Annotated in this window: 19 protein-coding genes; 9 read left to right on the forward strand and 10 right to left on the reverse strand. The window is 72.6% G+C overall.

Annotation, left to right across the window (positions count from 1 at the left end; translation table 11 throughout):
* Positions 1-4: 4 nt before the first annotated feature.
* From ACIP63_RS22945 to ACIP63_RS22980, 8 genes are all read right to left on the reverse strand, one after another.
* A complete protein-coding gene (locus ACIP63_RS22945; protein ID WP_401518529.1) occupies positions 5-1,348 on the reverse strand; it encodes a 6-phospho-beta-glucosidase in 1,344 nt (447 codons plus the stop codon).
* 84 nt (positions 1,349-1,432) lie between these two features.
* Positions 1,433-2,950 (reverse strand): cytochrome P450, encoded by a 1,518-nt coding sequence (locus ACIP63_RS22950; protein WP_401518531.1) that lies wholly within the window; start codon positions 2,948-2,950, stop codon positions 1,433-1,435.
* Positions 2,951-3,021: 71 nt separating this feature from the next.
* Entirely contained in the window at positions 3,022-3,636 is a 615-nt protein-coding gene (locus ACIP63_RS22955; RefSeq protein WP_393766454.1) for an ATP/GTP-binding protein, read from the reverse strand.
* Positions 3,617-3,982, reverse strand: a complete 366-nt coding sequence (locus ACIP63_RS22960; protein WP_401518535.1) for a DUF742 domain-containing protein — start codon at positions 3,980-3,982, stop codon at positions 3,617-3,619. The genes ACIP63_RS22955 and ACIP63_RS22960 overlap by 20 nt, the downstream gene beginning before the upstream one ends.
* On the reverse strand, positions 3,979-4,386 hold the full coding sequence (locus ACIP63_RS22965) for a roadblock/LC7 domain-containing protein (RefSeq protein WP_014152870.1): 408 nt from the start codon (positions 4,384-4,386) through the stop codon (positions 3,979-3,981). Before ACIP63_RS22965 ends, ACIP63_RS22960 begins: the two co-directional genes overlap by 4 nt.
* On the reverse strand, positions 4,383-6,008 hold the full coding sequence (locus ACIP63_RS22970; protein ID WP_401518538.1) for a sensor histidine kinase: 1,626 nt from the start codon (positions 6,006-6,008) through the stop codon (positions 4,383-4,385). The genes ACIP63_RS22965 and ACIP63_RS22970 overlap by 4 nt, the downstream gene beginning before the upstream one ends.
* Positions 6,009-6,634: 626 nt before the next feature.
* Positions 6,635-7,138: a MarR family transcriptional regulator gene (locus tag ACIP63_RS22975; protein WP_356716747.1), complete on the reverse strand. Its 504-nt coding sequence runs from the start codon at positions 7,136-7,138 to the stop codon at positions 6,635-6,637.
* The gene (locus ACIP63_RS22980) at positions 7,135-8,838 is read right to left on the reverse strand and encodes an FUSC family protein (RefSeq protein ID WP_401518541.1); all 1,704 of its coding nucleotides are present in this window, start codon (positions 8,836-8,838) and stop codon (positions 7,135-7,137) included. Before ACIP63_RS22980 ends, ACIP63_RS22975 begins: the two co-directional genes overlap by 4 nt.
* A 144-nt stretch (positions 8,839-8,982) precedes the next feature.
* Here ACIP63_RS22980 and ACIP63_RS22985 point away from each other — a divergent pair, with 144 nt between their 5' ends.
* Positions 8,983-9,735, forward strand: a complete 753-nt coding sequence (locus tag ACIP63_RS22985; protein ID WP_401518544.1) for a VOC family protein — start codon at positions 8,983-8,985, stop codon at positions 9,733-9,735.
* Between the two features lie 12 nt (positions 9,736-9,747).
* On the opposite strand, the gene ACIP63_RS22990 is transcribed toward ACIP63_RS22985, so the two are convergent.
* A complete protein-coding gene (locus ACIP63_RS22990; RefSeq protein ID WP_401518546.1) occupies positions 9,748-10,215 on the reverse strand; it encodes a MarR family winged helix-turn-helix transcriptional regulator in 468 nt (155 codons plus the stop codon).
* Positions 10,216-10,425: 210 nt separating this feature from the next.
* Here ACIP63_RS22990 and pcaH point away from each other — a divergent pair, with 210 nt between their 5' ends.
* From pcaH to pcaC, 4 genes are all read left to right on the forward strand, one after another.
* The gene (pcaH, locus tag ACIP63_RS22995) at positions 10,426-11,169 is read left to right on the forward strand and encodes a protocatechuate 3,4-dioxygenase subunit beta (protein ID WP_401519542.1); all 744 of its coding nucleotides are present in this window, start codon (positions 10,426-10,428) and stop codon (positions 11,167-11,169) included.
* A complete protein-coding gene (gene pcaG / locus ACIP63_RS23000; RefSeq protein WP_401518549.1) occupies positions 11,169-11,741 on the forward strand; it encodes a protocatechuate 3,4-dioxygenase subunit alpha in 573 nt (190 codons plus the stop codon). Before pcaH ends, pcaG begins: the two co-directional genes overlap by 1 nt.
* Positions 11,741-13,066, forward strand: coding sequence for a 3-carboxy-cis,cis-muconate cycloisomerase (gene pcaB, locus ACIP63_RS23005; RefSeq protein WP_401518552.1), 1,326 nt, complete (start codon positions 11,741-11,743; stop codon positions 13,064-13,066). Before pcaG ends, pcaB begins: the two co-directional genes overlap by 1 nt.
* Positions 13,067-13,128: 62 nt before the next feature.
* A complete protein-coding gene (gene pcaC / locus ACIP63_RS23010) occupies positions 13,129-14,220 on the forward strand; it encodes a 4-carboxymuconolactone decarboxylase (RefSeq protein ID WP_401519545.1) in 1,092 nt (363 codons plus the stop codon).
* 36 nt (positions 14,221-14,256) lie between these two features.
* On the opposite strand, the gene ACIP63_RS23015 is transcribed toward pcaC, so the two are convergent.
* Positions 14,257-15,210: a phospholipid scramblase-related protein gene (locus tag ACIP63_RS23015; RefSeq protein ID WP_401518554.1), complete on the reverse strand. Its 954-nt coding sequence runs from the start codon at positions 15,208-15,210 to the stop codon at positions 14,257-14,259.
* A 61-nt stretch (positions 15,211-15,271) separates the two neighbouring features.
* Between ACIP63_RS23015 and ACIP63_RS23020 the strand changes: the two genes are divergently transcribed.
* The 4 genes from ACIP63_RS23020 to ACIP63_RS23035 all read left to right on the forward strand — a co-directional run bounded on the left by ACIP63_RS23020 (position 15,272) and on the right by ACIP63_RS23035 (position 18,596).
* Positions 15,272-15,703, forward strand: a complete 432-nt coding sequence (locus ACIP63_RS23020) for a hypothetical protein (RefSeq protein WP_401518557.1) — start codon at positions 15,272-15,274, stop codon at positions 15,701-15,703.
* Between the two features lie 118 nt (positions 15,704-15,821).
* Positions 15,822-16,472, forward strand: coding sequence for a DUF3105 domain-containing protein (locus ACIP63_RS23025; RefSeq protein WP_401518560.1), 651 nt, complete (start codon positions 15,822-15,824; stop codon positions 16,470-16,472).
* 80 nt (positions 16,473-16,552) lie between these two features.
* On the forward strand, positions 16,553-17,116 hold the full coding sequence (locus tag ACIP63_RS23030; protein ID WP_401519548.1) for a DUF305 domain-containing protein: 564 nt from the start codon (positions 16,553-16,555) through the stop codon (positions 17,114-17,116).
* 181 nt (positions 17,117-17,297) lie between these two features.
* Positions 17,298-18,596 (forward strand): phytase, encoded by a 1,299-nt coding sequence (locus ACIP63_RS23035; RefSeq protein ID WP_401518563.1) that lies wholly within the window; start codon positions 17,298-17,300, stop codon positions 18,594-18,596.
* The last annotated feature ends 32 nt before the right edge of the window (positions 18,597-18,628 follow it).

Here is an 18,628-nt window from a genome sequence, read left to right on the forward strand (position 1 = left end):
CCGGTCACGGCGCGAGGTACGCGAGCCCGGGGTGGACCTTCGTGTACCCGTCGACCAGCCGGCGGGCCACGGAGACGGAGTCGACCAGCGGGTGCAGGGCGAAGGCCTTGACGGCAGCGGCACGCGAGCCGGTCTCCGCCGCTTCGAGCACCGCGCGTTCCACGGCCTTGACGGCGGTGACCAGGCCGACCGCGTGGTAGGGCAGCGGGTCGACGGCCACGGGGTGGGCGCCGTTGGCGTCGACCAGGCAGGGCACCTCGATGACGGCGTCCTCGTCGAGCACCGAGAGGGTGCCCCGGTTGCGGACGTCGAGGATCAGGGAGGTCCGTTCGTTGCGGGCGACGGCCCGCATCAGGGCGAGGGCCACCTGTTCGTAGCCCCCGGAGTCCAGGTCGCTCTCCTCACGCTCGCCGGCCCCGGCCACATCGCGGTTCTCCGCCATGTACGTGGCCTCGCGTTCGGCGCGCGTACGGTCCCAGGTGGTGAGTGCCGGGGCGGCCGGGTCCTTCATCCGGGCGTAGAAGCCGTCCTGCTGGTCGCGGAGGAAGGCGCCGCGGGTCCGCTCGGCCTCCTGGTAGGCGCGGACCGCTTCCCGGTTGAAGTAGTAGTAGTGCAGGTACTCGTTGGGGATCGAGCCGAGGGAGCGCAGCCAGTCCGCCCCGAAGAGCCTGCCCTCCTCGAAGGAGCCGAGCAGCGCGGGATCGGCGAGCAGGCGCGGGAGTTCGTCACGGCCGTCGACCTCCAGACCACGCACCCAGCCGAGGTGGTTGAGTCCGACGTAGTCGACCCGGGCCCGGTCCGGATCGGCGCCCAGGACCCGGGCGATGCGGCGGCCGAGCCCCACCGGGGAGTCGCAGATCCCGATGACCCTGTCGCCGAGGTGCCGGGACATGGCCTCGGTGACCAGACCGGCCGGGTTGGTGAAGTTGATGACCCACGCGTCGGGGGCGAGCCGCGAGATGCGCCGGGCGAGCGCGACCGCGACGGGCACGGTGCGCAGCCCGTACGCGATGCCGCCCGCGCCGACCGTCTCCTGGCCCAGGACGCCCTCGTCGAGTGCGACGCGTTCGTCCGCGGCGCGGCCTTCGAGGCCGCCTACGCGGATCGCGGAGAAGACGAAGTCCGCGCCGCGCAGCGCCTCGTCGAGATCGTCGGTGGCGACGACCGCGGGCGCGTCATGAACGCCCCGCGCCTGTTCGTCGAGGACCCGGGCGACGGCGGTGAGCCGGTCCGCGTCCGTGTCGTACAGGGTCACCCGCGAGACGCGGCCCTCGGCGTGGTCGCCGAGCAGTGCCCCGTACACCAGAGGGACCCGGAATCCGCCGCCGCCAAGAATAGTCAGCTTCACGCTGCTCGATGGTACGGGCCCCGCAGCCGGTTGCCCCGGACCCCCGGGGGTCCGGGGCTCCCGGAACGGCGGACGGCGCGGGTGTCAGTGGCCGTTCCACCACCGCACGACGGCGCGCCAGATCTTCGTCGGCCCGCTCCGCTGCGCCGGGATGAGGGCTCCCTCCCCGGGCACCGCGTGCTGCGGCTCGGCGGTGCGGGCTACGGCCGGGACCGGGGCGGCCATGGGGCCGCGGGGGGTGACGGGCGACGACACCTCCCAGTCGACGTGCGAACGGGACCTGGCCACCGCGGGCAGCGGCTCGGCGTCGATCTCCTGCTCAGGAGTGGGGGCGAAGCCCGCCGGCAGGTCCACCAGGTGCCGTGACATGAAGTTCCCGGCCCACTTCAGCTTCTCCTCGTCGACACCGAGTTCCAGGTCGGGCAGGCGCATCAGCAGGGCGTCGACGCCGACGTCGGCGATGGCACGCCCGATGTCCTGGCCGGGGCACTCGTGGGGGCCGCTGCTGAACGCCAGGTGGGCGCGGTTGCCCTCCATGCTGACGGTGAGGTCGGGCCGGACGGCGGGGTCGGTGTTGGCCGGCGCGATGCCGACGATCAGGGCGTCCCCCGCCTTGATCTGCTGTCCGCCGAGCTCTGTGTCGCCCACCGCCCAGCGGCCGAGGACCGAGGTGAAGGGCGGCTCGTCCCACAGCGTCTGCTCGACCGCCTCGGGCACGGTCATGTGTCCGCCACTGAGCCTGGCCCGGAACCTGGGGTCCGTGAGGACCATGCGCAGCACGTTGGCGATCAGGTTGGTGGTCGTCTCGTAGGCGACGATCAGAACCACCCGCAGGTGCTCGCTGACCTCCTTGTCGGTGAGGCCGGCCGGGTGTTCGACCAGCCAGGTGGCGAAGTCCTCGGCAGGGGCCGACCGGCGGCGCTGGACCAGCCGGTCGAGTGCGCCGATCACGTAGGCGTTGCTCGCGACCGCGGTCTCCGAGCCCCGCGTCATGTCGCGGGCGGCCTGCACCAGGCGGTCGTCGTACTCCTCCGGCATGCCGATGATCGCGCACATCACCATCATCGGGAGGCGCTCGGCGAACTGGCTGACCAGCTCGACCCGGCCCTCCCGGCAGAAGTCGTTGACGAGCCGGTTGCTGTACCGGTTGATGTGGCGGCGCACGCCACGGGTGTCGATGCGCGCCATGCTGTCGGTGACCGCGCCACGCAGCCGTTCGTGTTCGGCGCCTTCGGCGAAGGAGCACACCGGCTGCCAGGTGAAGAGCGGGGCGAGCGGGTGGTCCGGGGCCACACTGCCGTCCTGAAGGCCGCGCCACCGCCGCGAGTCGCGGGAGAACTGCGAGGGGGTCCGGGTCATGTGGAGGTTCTCGCTGTGTCCGAGCACCAGCCAGGCGGGAACGTCCTCGTGCAGCAGGACGGGCGCCACCGAGCCGTGTTCGGCGCGCAGCTTCTCGTACAGGCCCGTGGGGTCCGCCTCGGCCTCCGGACCGTACAGCCGGCGCAGGCCGCCGGGCCCGGTGCCCGTGGCGTGTGCGGGGCATTGCGGGGGCGGCACCGGACCGGTGGCCGATCCGGGTTCGTGCTGGAAGGGGGTTGTCACAGTGGCTCCAGGTAAGACGTTCCGGGCGAGTGGGGACAGGGCCCGTTCAGAGGCAGAGGTGTGTGCCGCGGTCAGGTGAGCGGCACGGCAAGGCGGTGCAGGTAACGCATCAGGGTCATCAGCACATCGCGGCTGGACGTGCGCAGCCGGGCGTCGCAGTCGATCATCGGGACCTCGTCCGGCAGGTCCAGGGCGCTGCGCAGGGCCTCGACGGGGTGACGCGGCGCACCGGGGAAGGTGTTGACGGCCACCACGAACGGGACGCCACGCTCCTCCAGCCTTCCGATGACGTCGAAACTGACCTGGAGACGACGGGTGTCGATGAGGACGACGGCTCCGAGCGCTCCTTCGAAGAGTCCGTTCCAGAGGAACCAGAAGCGCTCCTGCCCGGGGGTGCCGAACAGGTAGAGGATCAGTTCGTCGCTGAGGCTGATCCGCCCGAAGTCCATGGCGACGGTGGTGGCGGTCTTGGTCTCCACACCCACGTTGTCGTCCACGCCGACACCGGCCTGGGTCATGGTCTCTTCGGTGGTCAGGGGCCGGATCTCGCTCACCGAGCCGACCATGGTCGTCTTGCCGACCCCGAATCCGCCGACGACGACGACCTTCACCGCGGCCGTGGCCGTGTCGGGGAGGACGTCCTCGCTGCGCGGGCCCGTGATCGTGTCAGAGCTTCTGAAGTCCATGCATCACCGCTTCGAGGAGGGACCGGTCCGGGAGCGCGGCGCGGACGATGGGCGCGCGCGACTCGATCAGTTCGGTCGCCAGGAGTTCTGTCAGGAGCGAGGTGACCACACTGAAGGGGAGGCTCAGATAGGCCGAGATCTCTGCGACGGACAACGGCGCCCTGCAGAGCCGCAGGATCGCGGCCTGCTCGGGCTGGACCGTCGGCGACGGCTCGGCCTGCGCCACCACCATCGTGACGAGGTCGAGTTCAGCTCTCTCACCGTCGGCGCCGGTGATCACGTACAGCCGTTCCGGGTCGCTCACCGCCGGGTCGGCCTTACGGCGTTCTCGCCGGGGAGGACTCATCCGGCCTGCCCGTCGTGGCGCGGAGGACTCGTCAGGTGGGCGCCGATACGGACGACCATGTCGCGCATGCGGGCACCCACCAGTCCGGCGTCGACCGTCTCGCCGGCGAGGACCGCGAGGTAGGCGCCGGCGCCCGCCGCCATCAGGTAGAAGAACCCTCCGGTGACCTCGATGACGACGAGCTTCATCAGGCCGTCGCTGTAGGGGATCTCGGTGGCGACGGCCGCGGCCAGGCTCTGCAGCCCGGCGCAGGCGGCGGCGAGACGGTCGGCGACGTCGGGGTCGCCGCCGTGCCGGGCGATGCGCAGGCCGTCGGCGGAGAGCACCACGATCTGGTGGATGCTCGGTACGTCGTCGGCCAGTTCCTTGAGCATCCAGTCCATGTTTCCCCGCTGCTGGATCACTTCTCGTCTCCCTTGTCCCACACGTCGTCAGTTTCTGTGTCGTGCTTCGGCTCCTTGGGCACACCGTTGACGGCCTGGGTGAAGGCCTCCAGCCAGAGGCCGGGCGGTGCCGTGCCGCCACCGCCGCCCTGTCCGTTGTGCCCGTTGCGGGCGGCGGGCTCCGAAGCCGATGCCGACTGCTGCGGGAGGTTGTGCGAACCGAGGGGCGCGCGTCCTCGGCTCCGGCGCTGCGGGAGTCCGCCCTCGGTCCACTCGGTCACGACGACCTCGTCGTCGCCCATGGCCGACGCGGTCGGCGCGGACCGTGCGACGGACGCGGCCGGTGCCGGCGCCGGGGGCGCCGGCGAAGGGACGGGCCCGGTCGCGGCGGGGCGCGCCTTGTGCTTGCCGCGCGGCGGGACGACGTGCTTCATCTGCGACATGTCGAGCGAGCTCTGGGGGCGCGAGGTGGCGCCGATGCCGTGCGCGATGCCGGGGGCCGGCCCGGTGGTGATCATGTCGCGCGGCACGATGAGTACGGCGCGGACGCCTCCGTACGCGGACTGCCGCAGGGAGACCTGGAGTTGGTACATGCGGGCGAGGCGTCCGACGACGGCCATGCCGAGGCGCGGGGACTCCCCCAGGTCGTTCATGTTGATGCCGGCCTGGGCCTGGGCGAGCATGTTCTCGGCCCGCGCACGGGCCTCCTCGCTGAGGCTGACACCGCCGTCCTCGATCTCGATGGCGATGCCGGTCTGCACCTCGACCGCGGTGACGTGCACCCGGGTCTGGGGCGGCGAGTAACGCGTCGCGTTGTCCAGGAGTTCGGCGCAGGCGTGGATGAGCGGCTCGACCGCGGTGCCGACGATGGCGACCTTGGCGATCGAGTGCAGATCGACGCGCTGGTACTCCAGGATCCGGGACATGGCGCCGCGCAGCACGCTGAACAGCGGTACGGCCTTGGGCCACTGGCGGCTGGGGCGGGCGCCGCCGAGTACGGCGATGGAGTCGGCGAGCCGGCCGATCAGCGCGGTGCCGTGGTCGATGCGGAGCAGGTCGTCGAAGACATCGGGGTTGCGCCCGTGGTGGTCCTCCATCTCCCGGAGTTCACTGGCCTGCCGGTGGACGATGGCCTGGACCCGGCGGGCGACGCTGACGAAGGCGCGCTGCGCGGAGTCACGCATGGCCTCCTCGTTGTCGATGATGTCGAGGACCTGGAGGACCAGGGCGCGTTGCGCCTTGGGGAGGTTCCGGTACGACGCGTCCGCGTCGACGATGTCGCGCATCACCTCCTGCGGCGAGTTGCTGGCCCGCAGTCTGCGGATCGCGGCCGGCAGGAGTTCCTTGCTGAGCCGTTCGGTCTCCTGGTCGTACGTGGCGACGCGGTGTTCCAGGGCGGCGATGCGCTGTTCGTACTCGGCGCGCTGGACGCGCATCGCCCGGCGCCGGCGGTTCAGCACGACGGTGAGCGTGGCGACCACGACTGTGGCGATCGCGCCGCACCAGACGACTGCCGCCCGTGTGGCCCCGGTGACCGGCACCGCGCCTGCGGCGGTCGCGCCCGCCATCAGCACGACGGGCAGGAGCGCTGCGCGCACTACGGGGATGTCTCTGTTGGTCGGCGGTGATTCAACACGGACCATCTAAACCCTCTGGCGGTTGATTCGGGAAGGTATTCGGGATGCACAGCACTGGTACGCACATTTGTGAACAAGTGCTCGAATGCATATCAACTCGACTTCACTGCGCGTGAGCCTAGCCAGATCAGAACAGTGCTTCGGCATATTCGCCCAACCCCCTGCGCGAGCACGCGGGCGGTAATACACTCGCCAGTTTTCGCACTCAACGCCGTCGAGCGTGCGCGGGGAGTGACGCCTCACGGGAATCGGGAGAAAGCAGACCCAGGTGTCCCGTCCTGCGGGACACGAAAGCCTTCAGGGTGTCCGCGACGGGCCGCGAATTTCCAGCAGAAACGAGAAATAGTGCGCACGTACGAGCGATAAGCGTCAGTGCGTACGAATAGAAGTGCACCTCAGGGCGGGACAAGGGCACATGTGATCGAATCGGATCGAAAGGAGCAGATCCCTGAGCGACGGACGGATGTACGAAGCTCCGGCGCGGATGCCGCGCGGGCCGCACGGTCCGGCGGCCGGGCAGCCGGCCGAGGGCCGCGCGGCCGTCACCCGCCCGCGTGGCCCTCACCGTCGGTGAGGACACCCCGCCGCCCGGGCGCCGGGCTCACCCGTTCCCGGTCCGCGTCGAAGCGGCCTCAGCGGCGGCCGCCGAGCCGTCCCTCCAGTTGCACCAGCAGCTCGCCCAGCTGTCCGCTGAGGCCGCTGCGGGTCTCCTCGTCCAGCCCGGAGAGCACCGACCGCTCGTACGCGAGCTGTTCGGGCAGCAGGCGGTCGACGAGGTCGCGCCCCGCCTCCGTCAGCCCGACGTGGGCGACCCTGCGGTCCCTGGCATCGCTCCGGCGGCCGATCAGGCCGGACTCCTGCAGGGCGCGCAGCCGCTTGGTGACGGCGGCTCCGGACGAGAAGGTCTCGCGGGCCAGCTCGCCCGGCGTGAGCTCACGGTCGGTGCGCCGCATCGCGCCGAGCAGATCGAATTCGGCACGGGTGAGCCCCGCGGCCCGCAAGGGGGCGTCCTCGGCCTGCTGGAGCAGGGCCGCGCAGCGGTTGATGCGGCCGATGAGTTCCATCGGCCCCGTGTCGAGCCCCGGGTTGACGGCCTGCCACTGCCGTACCACCGAGGCCACGATGTCGTCGGTCACACCGCTCCGTTCGCCGGGGGCAGGGTGATCAACCCCTGCCGTTGTGCTGTCGCCGCGAGCGTACGGTGTCCCGCCTGCTCGGCCGCCAGCAGCTCTTCCTCGGGCAGGGCGCGCTGCCACCACTCGCCCGACGCGATGTCACTGGCGTCGCGCAGCTCGACGAGCGAGGCGGTCAGCCTCCTGCGCGCCGTTTCGAGTGCGAGGGCGTCGACCGCCGGGTCGGCGACCGCCCGTTCGGCGCGGTCCTGGGCATCCGCTGCCGCGGCGAGGGCCTGCTCCACACGTCCGGACGCCCGGCGGTTGGTGACGGCGATCACGACGAGGAAGCCGACCGCGACGCCCACGAGGGTGTCCAGGGCGCGGTCGGCGATGAGCTCACCGGCCGGCTGGAACCCGCCGAATTCCAGGATCAGCAGGGCCATCGGGGTGACGGCGACGGAACCGAGCCAGTAGTTACGGGTGATCAGGGCCTCGGCCGCGAAGTTGAAGAAGAGGACGCACAGGACGAGGACGAGCGGGCTGACCCGGGCGAGCGGGATGACGGCCGCGAAGACCAGCACGCCGAGAAGGTTGCCGACGGTCCGCTGAAGGGCCCTGCTCCAGGAGAGGGTGAGGTTGGGCTGGTAGACGGAGGCCGCGGTGACGATGGCCCAGTACGGGTGCCCGACGCCGAGCGCCGAGGACACGTAGCCGGCCAGGGCGCAGCCGATGAGCGTGCGGAAGGCGACCGGCAGCACCGGGGAGCCGGGGCCGAGTGCGCGGAGCAGCCTGCGCCGGGCCTCGCGCCGGCCGCGCCGCATCCGCTGTCCGGCCCGCTCGGCGTCGATCCCGAAGAGCTGTTCCACCGTGCCGGGCGCGGGGGGCGGGCTGGGTACGGGGCCGCGGGCCCGGGTCCCGGCCGCCCACCGGCGGAGCTCGTCGGGGCCGGCGCCGGGGACATGACCGCCGGACGCCGTGGTGGCCATGGCCCGCTCGGCGTGGACGACGAGCCGCTCGAGCCCCTGGCGTACGGGGGTGGGGCGTCCGGCGGCGAGCAGTGACTGCCAGGCGGCCTGGACCGCCGCGGCCGCGGCGTGCCGGGTCCGGGCGTCGGGACTCGCCGCGTGCGCCGCTGCGGCGTCGAGCGCGCGGGCGGTGGCGAGACGCTCGGGCCCCTCCCTGTGCCACAGGGCCGGGCCGGCGGTGACCAGCCAGGAGAAGGCGCCGGCGGCGAGCATCAGGGCCATGTGAGCCGGCACCTGCCCGAGCTCCTGCGGGGCGAAGAGCGCGGCGGACGTGACGAAGGCGAAGATCACGTTGCCGGGCGGGCCGATGCGCGTCGCGTCGCAGAAGGTCTTCTGCACGGCCGCCAGCAGCGCGCCGACACCGATCAGCACGGCGGTCGAGTCGGTGAGCGAGGCGGCCACCAGGGCGACGGCGAGGCCCGCCGCCATCCCCAGGATCACGCGGAGGACGGTGTGGACCCTCCGGGCGTACGGCAGGTTGTGTCCGTAGAGCGCGCAGAGTGATCCCGCCATCGTGTACATGACGAGGTCGAGGCGGTCGAGGGAGTACAGCAGCAGATTCGGGACGGCCGAGGCGACCACCACGCTCAGCGCGGGCTTGTACCAGATCTCCGCGGGGCTGTTCAGCCTCAGGGCACCGGTGACCGGCAGTTTGTGGACGGATGGCTTCCGGGGTCGCACGGCTGTATCACTCACCCATTTACTTTAGCAGGTGTTACACACGTAAAATATCTGCGTCCGTGCCCGGCCGCCTCCGGTAGCCGCCCTCTCCGCGCGGCCCTAGCGTGCTGCACAACAGCGTAGGAACGTGACTGTCGGCGCGCCTCGGGAGGAAACCGCATGAAGCCCACGGAACCGGTGCCCGGTGGACCCTGCTGGGTCGAGTTGGGCACCCCGGACGTGCAGGCCGCCCAGGCGTTCTACGCGGGACTCTTCGGCTGGCGGTCCGAGACCGACCCTCGGCCCGAGGCGGGCGGCTACACGACGGCGCGCCTCGGGGAGGACGCCGTCGCGGCCTTCAGTCCGCTCTACCGGCCGGAGCAGCGGCCCGCCTGGACCGTCTCCTTCGCCACCGAGGACGCGGACGTCACGGCCGGGGCCGTGCGCTCGGCCGGCGGCACGGTGCTGATGGGACCGATGGACATCTTCGACCAGGGCAGATTCGCCGTGGCCGCAGACCCGTCGGGGGCGGTGTTCTCCCTCTGGCAGGCGCGCGCCTTCCGGGGCGCGGGGCGCCTGAACGATCCTGGCACCCTGGGCTGGGCCGAGCTCCGCACCCCCGATCCGCGGGGCGCACTCGCCTTCTACCCGTCGGTGTTCGACTGGACGGTGAGCAGCTCCGCGCACTTCACCCACTGGGGCGCGGACGGGGCCGACTTCGGCGGCATGAAGGTGCAGGACGACGACGAACGGGCCGAGGCGCCACCGCACTGGCTGCCCTACTTCACGGTGTCCGACACCGAGGTCACCGCCGCCAGGGCCCTCACCGCGGGCGGCGAGCCGCTCGCTCCCCCGACGCACATCCCGGGAGGGCCCTGGGTCGCGGTGCTCCGCGACCCGCAGGGGGCACGGTTCGGCATCCACACGCCCTGAGGTGCCCCGCCGTCACCGCCGTGCGGCCTGCCCGGTCTCCTCCGGCGCACGGAAGGCCTCGGCCGCGTCCGCCACCCGGTGCATCAGACCGAAGAGCGTCTCCTGCTCCTCCGCGGAGAGCGGGCCGAGGAAGACCTGGTTCATCCCGACCGTGCGCAGGGCGAGCCGCCGGTGGGTCCGGACGCCCTCGTCGGTGAGCCGGAGCAGGAAGCGCCGCCCGTCGCCGGGGTCACGCACCTTGTCCAGGAGCTCACGGCGCAGCAGGCGCGTGATCACCTCGGCGACGGTGGACCGGTCGAGGCCGACCCGCTCCCCCACGGTCCGCTGGTCGAGGCCCGGTTCCGCGGTCAGGGCGTTGAGGACGGCGAACTGGGGCGAGGTGATCTCCTGGGAGACCATGGTGTTCCAGAGCAGGTGGTGCGCCTGCTGAAGACGCCGGGCCAGGTGCCCGGGGTGGGTGCTCAGGTCGACCGCCTGCACGGCACCGCCCTCTCTCTGACGGCCGTCGGCCGTCGGCTCCGTCGGCCGGGGTGCCGAGATGGACAGTGTACTGAGGGTCTTGACCTCAACAGTGTGGCCTGGGTAGCTTCATGGCCATCGCATTTTACTCAGTGTACTGAGCATCTCAGCAATTCACGGAGCCGTGACATGACCGCACGTGACCTTCCCGCACATCCGCTGCCCGACGGGATGAGCCAGCAGGAGATCGACTCCGAGGTGGCCAGGGCCCAGGCGGCCGCCGCGCCTGGCGCCCACCACCCGCCGCGCGACTATCCCCCGTACCGCAGCAGCCACTTCCGCCACCCGCACCGCTCGCTCATCCCCGTACGCGACCCTGAGGCCGTCGAGCTGTCCGGCCCGGCCTTCGGTGTCACCGATGTGACCGCGCTGGACCGCGATCTCACCGCCCAGCACGACGGCGAGCCGCTCGGCGAGCGGATCACCGTCACCGGCCGGGTGCTGGACCGGGCCGGCCGGCCGGTGCGGGGTCAGCTCGTCGAGGTGTGGCAGGCCAACGCCTCCGGGCGCTACGCCCACCAGCTCGACCAGCACCCGGCCCCGCTCGACCCGAACTTCACCGGCTTCGGACGCTGCCTGACCGACGACGACGGCGGTTACACGTTCACGACCGTCAAGCCGGGCGCCTATCCGTGGCGCAACCACACCAACGCCTGGCGCCCCGCGCACATCCACTTCTCCCTGTTCGGTACGGCGTTCAGCCAGCGGCTCATCACCCAGATGTACTTCCCGGGCGATCCGCTCCTCCCCTACGACCCGGTGATCAGGTCCGTCACCGACCAGGCCGCGCGCGAGCGGCTCATATCGACGTACGACCACGATCTGTCCGTTCCCGAGTTGTCCCTCGGCTACCGCTGGGACATCGTCCTCGACGGACCGTGCGCCACCTGGACCGAGGAAGAAGGCGACGCCTGATGTCCCACGCCCCGACCCCCTCCCAGACCGTAGGACCGTTCTACGGATACGCGCTGCCCTTCCCCGGCGGCAGCGAGGTCGCCCCGGCCGGGCACCCCGACACGGTCACGGTCCACGGCCACGTGCTCGACGGCCGGGGCGAGCCCGTGCCCGACGCGATCGTGGAGACCTGGCAGTCCGCGCCCGACGGCTCGCGCGCGGGTCTCCCGGGGTCGCTGCGCCACGACCCCGCGACGGGCAAGGTGATCGGGCGCGACGGGGTGGACTTCACCGGGTTCGGCCGGGCGCCGACGGACGCGGCCGGACACTGGTTCGTGCGCACGCTCCCGCCCGGCGGCGTCCCGTATCTCTGTGCGGCCGTCTTCGCCCGCGGCCTGGTCCACCACCTCTACACCCGTGTGTATCTTCCCGACCTGCTCGGCGAGGGCGCGGGCGCCGCCGATCCGCTGCTGGAGTCGCTGGACGCGGAGCGGCGCGCCACACTGATCGCGACACGCACGGACCCCCGCACCTACCGCTTCGACATCCGTCTCCAGGGCGACGACGAGACGGTCTTCCTGGAGTTCAGCTGATGCACGAGAGCGACGCCGGTCTCCTCGCCCCCGGGCGGGCCGGCTCCGCCGCCGAGACCGCCACCGGCGACCACGCCTTCCTGCGGGCGCTGCTGGACGCCGAGGCGGCGCTCACCCGGGCGCAGGCCGCCTCCGGGCTCGCCCCCGCCGAGGCGGGACGGGCGGTCACCGCGGCGGCCGACCCCGAGAGGTTCGACGTACGGGAGCTGGCGCTGCGGGCGCGGTCCGGCGGCAATCCGGTGATCCCGCTCGTCGCCGCCCTCACCGCGGCGGTCGACGAGGACGCGCGGCCGTTCGTGCACCGGGGGGCGACCAGCCAGGACATCCTCGACACGGCCGCGATGCTGGTGGCGTCGCGGACCCTGGCGCTCGTCCTCGACGATCTGGGGCGGACCGCCGACGCGCTGGAGCCGCTGGCCGCCCGGCATCGTGACACGCCGATGCCCGGCCGCACCCTGACGCAGCACGCCGTGCCGACGACCTTCGGTCTCAAGGCCGCCGGCTGGCGGTCGCTGGTGCTCGACGCGCGCGACCGGGTGCGGGCCGTCCGCGGTGCGCTTCCCGTGCAGCTCGGCGGCGCGGCGGGCACGCTCGCGGCCTTCACCGCCGACGGGGACGGGTCCGGGACGGCGCTCGTCGCGGCCTACGCCCGGGAGCTGGGCCTGGCCGAACCGCTGCTGCCGTGGCACACCCTGCGCACCCCGGTCGCGGACCTGGCCGGCGCGCTCGCCTTCACGGCGGGTGCGCTCGGCAAGGCCGCGGCCGATGTGCTGACCCTGTCGCGTACCGAGATCGCCGAGGTGGCGGAGGGATCCGGCGGCGGCTCCTCCGCGATGCCGCACAAGGCCAATCCGGTCCGTGCCACGCTGATCGCCGCCGCGGCGCGCCGCGCCCCGGGGCAGGCGGCCACGCTGTACGGCTCGCTCACCGCCGAGGACGAACGGCCCGCGGGAGCCTGGCACGCCGAATGGGAGCCGCTGCGCGATCTGCTGCGCCTCGTCGGCGGGGCCGCGCGGGACGCGGCGGAACTCGCCGAGGGACTCCAGGTGTTCCCGTCGGCGATGCGGAGCCACCTGGGACTGACCGGCGGACTCATCGTCTCGGAACGGCTGGCCGCCGTCGCCGCCGGCCGGGTGGGGCCCGCCCGCGCCAAGGAGATCCTCACCGAGGCCGCCCGCCGCGCCCGCGACGAGGGCCGGCCGCTGGCGGAGGTCCTCGCCGGGGAGCCCGCCTTCGACGGCCTGGATCTCGCGGAACTGACCGACCCCGCCCGATACACCGGCTGCGCCGGCCCTCTCACCGACCGCGCTCTGGAGCGCCGATGACCATGACACCCGACCGTCTTCTCCACCACAGCGCCGAAGGGCCCGCGAGCGCTCCCCCGCTGCTGCTCGGCCCGTCGCTGGGCACCTCCACGGCGCTCTGGGACGGGGTCGCCCCCGAACTCTCCGCCGCCCACCGGGTCGTACGGTGGGACCTGCCGGGCCACGGCGGCTCACCGGCCGGTCTGATCGGCCCCGGGGCGGCGATCGCCGATCTGGGCGCCCTGGTCCTGGATCTCGCCGACTCGCTGTCCTTGGACCGTTTCTCGTACGCCGGAGTGTCGCTGGGCGGCGCCGTGGGCCTCTGGCTGGCCGTCCACCACCCGGAGCGTGTCGACCGCCTGGCCGTCCTCTGCTCCTCCGCCCACTTCGGCGACCCGGGTCCGTGGCGGGAGCGCGCCGCCCTCGTGCGCGCCGAGGGCCTCGGCAAGGTGGCGGAGAGCGCGGCGGGCCGCTGGTTCACCCCCGGATTCACCGAGCCCCGGCTGCTCGACGATCTCCTGGGGACGGACCCCGGGGCGTACGCCGCGTGCTGCGACGCGCTCGCCGACTGTGATCTGCGGCCCGGGCTGTCGGAGGTACGGGCTCCGACGCTGGTCGTCGCGGGCCGCGAGGACCCGGCGACGCCGCCCGCGCACGCCCGGGAGATCGCCGACGGGATCCCCGGCGCCGCGCTGACCGAACTGCCGGGCGCCTCCCACCTGGCTGCCGCCGAACGTCCGGCGGCCGTACGGGAGGCGCTGCGCGCCCACTTCGCGCCCGGGGAGCGCGGGAGCGGGACGGCGGTGCGCCGCGAGGTCCTCGGCGATGCCCACGTCGACCGGGCGCAGGCCGCGACCACGGAGTTCACCGCGCCCTTCCAGGACTTCATCTCCCGCTACGCCTGGGGCGAGATCTGGACCGACCCCACGCTGTCCCGGCGCGAGCGCAGCCTGATCACGCTCACCGCCCTGGTCGCACACGGCCACCACGGTGAGCTGGCGATGCATGTCCGCGCGGCGGTGCGCAACGGGCTCAGTCCCCGGGAGATCGGGGCCGCGCTCCTGCAGACAGGGGTCTACTGCGGGGTCCCGGCGGCGAATTCGGCGTTCGCGGTGGCGGAACGGGTGCTGGCGGAGCTGGCGGAGGCAGAGGGGAAGGGGACGGCGCAGGCCTGAGGCCGGGCGGCGGCCCCGGCCCCTGGCCCCCGAGGATCAGCCGAAGCCGCGGGCGTCCTGCTTGAGCGCGGTGTCCACGGTGAGTGCCGTCGCCACGACGAGGCTCAACAGCGGTTCGGGCAGCTGGTAGTGGATCTGCAGCACGTAGTTGTCCGCCGTGGTGAACATCGTCTTCGCCAGGCCTTCCCAGGTCTTGGTGATCCTGGCGATCTCGGCGTCGTTGTGGTCGACGATGGCGAAGTTCCACGCGCGCCAGTTCTCGGCCTCGATCGCACCGATCTGCCGGCCGTCGGCCATGATGGCGAAGTTGATCTTTCCGATGGCGTTCTGCTGGACGATCTCGCCCACGGGCTGTCCGTCCGGGCGCTGGACGACGACCCGGGACTTGATGAACTTCGCCGGGCGGGTCAGGAGCAGCTGCGGCTGTCCGTAGGCGTCGCGGATCTCCAGGCGGTGCGTGAGGTACTGGTCGACGCTGGAGACGAACCTGAGCACCTTGCGCACGGCGCTCTGGCCGACCTGGACGACCGAACCGAGGGTGTTGCCCTGCTGGTCGAAGACGCTGTACTCGTTGGTGAGCTCGATCAGCTTGGCCTTCTGGTTCACGACCAGGACCTGCTGGTTGAAGAGCGTGCCGCCGCCGGGGCCGGGCTGCTGGGGAACGGCCTGCTGGGGAGTCGCCGCCTGCTGAGGGGCGAACTGCTGGGCGGGCGCCTGCTGCTGCGGCACCGCGGAGTTCGACTGAGCGCCGTACGGGTGCGCGGCCTGGGGCTGCGCCTGCGGCTGGGCGGCCTGGGCAGGGGCCTGAGCCTGTCCCTGGGCGGGCGCCTGGGCCTGGGCGGGTGCCTGTCCCTGTGCCTGGGCGGGTGCCTGGGCCTGGGCCGGGTGCGTGTGCTCGGTCCACCGGGAGCCGTCCCAGTAGCGCAGCAACTGGGGCGCGCCGTGGGGATCCGGATGCCAACCAGCAGGTACGTTCGATTGCGTCGTCACCGGGGCACACTATCCTGCCGATCTGTGGGCCGACTCATTGAAGATTCACACACCATCTACGATGGCGGCGATGACCAGAGCGAGCGTGTGGACCCACCGGCGACGGAGCGGCAGAGGCCTGTCCGTCGCCCCGGTCTGGGCGCTGATGCTCGTGGCGGTGTTCTTCTGCTGCTCACCGGCGCCAACGGCCTCGCCCCGCGCCGAGGCACCTTCCGCGACGGCCGCGAGGGCCTTCACCCCGGTGCCCTCGGCTGCCGCGTCGGTCGTGGTGGCCGACGCCCCTGACGAACGCGGGATCGGCAGTTCCTGTCACGGAACGGCGGATCACTCGACGGCCGTCGTGCTGCCCGCGCACCCCTCCCCCGTCGCCCTGCCCTGCCCCTCGGCGGCGCTCCGGACCGCCCCGCTCACCGGCGCGGCGGCCATCCGGGGCCCCGCCGACGACAGCGTGGGCGCTGTCGACCACCTGCGTCTTCAGGTCCAGCGGATCTAGGCCTCCGGATCCACCTCCCGCGCCGCCTCCGGCGCGCGGCAGGTGGCTCGTCCGTGCGCCCGTTCCCCCGCGTGACGCGCCGTCCGCGCACGCGATCCGCCGAACCCGAGGACCCGACATGGCTTCCCCCAAGAACCAGAACACCCCCGCCGCCGCACGCCGCGCCAAGCTCGACGAGGCGCGCCGCAAGGAGCGCGCCCGTGAGCGTCGCAGCCGCGTCATCACCATCACCGCGGCCGTCGTCGTGGTGGCCGGCCTCGTCGCCGGCGGCGGCTACCTGATGTCGGCCGCCGACGAGCAGGACAAGGCCGAGGAGCAGGCCAGAACGTCGCCCGTCACCGGTGAGAAGTCCTGGGACGACCTGACCCAGGACCACGTCCAGACGCCCGTGGACTACCCGATGAACCCGCCCGTCGGCGGCGACCACGACCCGGTCTGGATGAACTGCGACGCCGACGTCTACACCGAGGCGATACCGAACGAGAACGCCGTCCACTCCCTGGAGCACGGCGCCGTCTGGGTCACGTACAACGACAAGGCGAAGGACGCCGACGTGAAGGCGCTCTCCGAGCGCGTCGCCAAGACGCCCTACTCCCTCATGAGCCCCGTGGCCGGCCAGAAGGACCCGCTGATGCTCAGCGCGTGGGGCAAGCAGCTCACCGTGAAGAGCGCCACCGACGCCCGCGTCGCACAGTTCTTCACCAAGTACGTCCAGGGCGCGCAGACCCCCGAGCCGGGCGCCGCCTGCTCCGGCGGGGTCGCCAAGTGACCTCGTCCGCGCGCGTTCCCCGTCCGCTGGTGTGGTCGGGGGCCGCGGTGTTCGTCGTGGCCGTCGGGCTCGTGCTGCTGATGGTCGTACGGCCGTCGGCGGCCTCCTCACCGGACTCCGGGGCGCCCGGGGCCGTCCCCGCGGAGAATTCCGTCGATGTGGGGTTCGCCCGGGACATGTCGGTCCACCATCAGCAGGCGGTGGAGATGGCGTTCATCGTCCGGGACCGCACCGAGGACGAGGACGTGCGCCGCCTCGCGTACGACATCATCAACACGCAGGCCAACCAGCGGGGCACGATGCTGGGCTGGCTGGAGTCCTGGGGCCGGCCCAAGAGTTCGGACCGGCCGCCGATGGAGTGGATGGGCCACCCGGCCACCCCGTCCGACGGCTCCCTGATGCCGGGCATGGCGACGGACACCCAGCTGGAGACGTTGCGCGCGGCCGAGGGCAGGGACGCGGAGGTGCGCTTCCTGCGGCTGATGACCGTCCACCACCGGGCGGGGGCCGACATGGCGCGGGCTGCTGCCGGTTCGGCGGGCACGGACGAGATCAAGGACCTGGCGGCCGGGATGGCCCGTGCCCAGGAGTCGGAGGTCTCGCTGATGGCGGACATGCTCGCGGCCCGGGGTGCGCGGCCCTGAGCCCCGGGCGGGCGACGGGGCGGGCCCGGTGACACAGGTCGCCGGGCCCGTCCCGCCCCCGCGAATTCACCTGGCGCCCATGTCCCTCTCATGGACACGACACCGGGGTACCCCTCGCCCGCCCGACACTTCCTGACGAGTCATGGACATGTCCCTCTCACGACAGGAATCATCCGTGCGCATGCACCGCTCCCCCTGGCCGGCGGCAACCGCCCTCCTCGGCACGGCACTGATCGCTCTGGTCCCGCTGTCCCCGGCGCACGCACAGTCGCTGCCGTCCGTCGGCGCGACGGCCGAGACGGCCCCGCTGTACGACGACGAGGCGGGCGGCAACGCCGACGCCGACGACCCCGCGATCTGGCGCGACGACGCCGATCCCGGGCGCAGCCTGGTCGTCGCGACCGCCAAGGAGGGCGGGCTCCGGGTCTACGGTCTGGACGCGTCCCTGGTCCAGTCGGTCCCGGCGCCGTCACCAGCGACGGAGGACGACGCCCCGGGCAGGTTCAACAACGTCGACCTCGTGACCGGGCTCCGCACCCCGTCCGGCCGCGCCGACGTGGCCGTGGTGAGTGACCGGGGCAACGACCGCCTCCGTATCTACCGCGTCGACCCGTCGCAGGCCGGCGGCCCGCTGAAGGACGTCACGGACCCCGACGCCGCCCCGGTCTTCTCGTCGGACCAGGCCGAGATCAACGAGCAGCGGACGGCCTACGGCCTCGCCACCTGGCAGGACCGCTCCTCCGGGCGGTCGTACGCACTCGTCAGCCGCCGCAACACCACGGACCTCGCGCTGCTTGAGCTGAGGCCGACGGCGACGGGCACGGTGGGCTACCGGAAGGTGCGCACCCTCTCGCTGCCCTCGTCCTTCCGGCTCCCGGACGGCACCTCGTGGACGCCGTGCGGCGAGCCGGGCGAGCTGCCCCAGGTGGAGGGCATGGTCGTCGACCCGGACGACGGCACGCTCTACGCCGGACAGGAGGACGTAGGTATCTGGCGGCTGCCCTCCTCGCTGACCGGACGCCCGGTCCTGGTGGACAAGGTCCGGGAGTACGGCGTGCCGAGGACGTACGACCCGGAGACCGAGGAGTGCGCCCCCGGCGCCGACCCGGGTTTCGGCGGCAAGCGGCTGGCGGCCGACGTGGAGGGCCTGACCCTCTTCCGGGAGTCCGGCGGCGACGGCTACCTCATGGCGTCCGGGCAGGGTGACAACAGCTTCGCGCTGTACGACCGCGAGGTCTCCGAGGACAACGAGTACGAGGGCGGCTTCCGCGTCACCGCCGTGACGGCGGACCTCGACGGCAGCGAGGAGTGCGACGGCGCCGCGGTGCTCAACGCGCCGCTCGGCTCCCGCTACCCGCACGGGCTGCTCGTGGTCCAGGACGGGCACGAGACGTCCGCGTCGGGCAGCGAGGAGGGCCGGGAGGCGACCGGCTTCAAGTTCGTCGACCTGGGCGCCGTGACGGACGCTGCGGACATGTAGCGCGCTCGGACCGCGGGCGGGGGCCCGAGAGG

This window comes from Streptomyces sp. NPDC088746 (assembly GCF_044751065.1).
Lineage (GTDB): Bacteria > Actinomycetota > Actinomycetes > Streptomycetales > Streptomycetaceae > Streptomyces.

Bases quoted from the DNA above. Each gene is read 5' to 3' on its own strand.
- ACIP63_RS22955 (WP_393766454.1), bottom strand. From the start codon at position 3,636: ATGGACTTCAGAAGCTCTGACACGATCACGGGCCCGCGCAGCGAGGAC.
- ACIP63_RS22960 (WP_401518535.1), bottom strand. From the start codon at position 3,982: ATGAGTCCTCCCCGGCGAGAACGCCGTAAGGCCGACCCGGCGGTGAGC.
- ACIP63_RS22970 (WP_401518538.1), bottom strand. From the start codon at position 6,008: ATGGTCCGTGTTGAATCACCGCCGACCAACAGAGACATCCCCGTAGTG.
- ACIP63_RS22985 (WP_401518544.1), top strand. From the start codon at position 8,983: ATGAAGCCCACGGAACCGGTGCCCGGTGGACCCTGCTGGGTCGAGTTG.
- pcaH (WP_401519542.1), top strand. From the start codon at position 10,426: ATGAGCCAGCAGGAGATCGACTCCGAGGTGGCCAGGGCCCAGGCGGCC.
- pcaG (WP_401518549.1), top strand. From the start codon at position 11,169: ATGTCCCACGCCCCGACCCCCTCCCAGACCGTAGGACCGTTCTACGGA.
- pcaB (WP_401518552.1), top strand. From the start codon at position 11,741: ATGCACGAGAGCGACGCCGGTCTCCTCGCCCCCGGGCGGGCCGGCTCC.
- ACIP63_RS23020 (WP_401518557.1), top strand. From the start codon at position 15,272: ATGGCGGCGATGACCAGAGCGAGCGTGTGGACCCACCGGCGACGGAGC.
- ACIP63_RS23025 (WP_401518560.1), top strand. From the start codon at position 15,822: ATGGCTTCCCCCAAGAACCAGAACACCCCCGCCGCCGCACGCCGCGCC.
- ACIP63_RS23030 (WP_401519548.1), top strand. From the start codon at position 16,553: ATGGTCGTACGGCCGTCGGCGGCCTCCTCACCGGACTCCGGGGCGCCC.
- ACIP63_RS23035 (WP_401518563.1), top strand. From the start codon at position 17,298: ATGCACCGCTCCCCCTGGCCGGCGGCAACCGCCCTCCTCGGCACGGCA.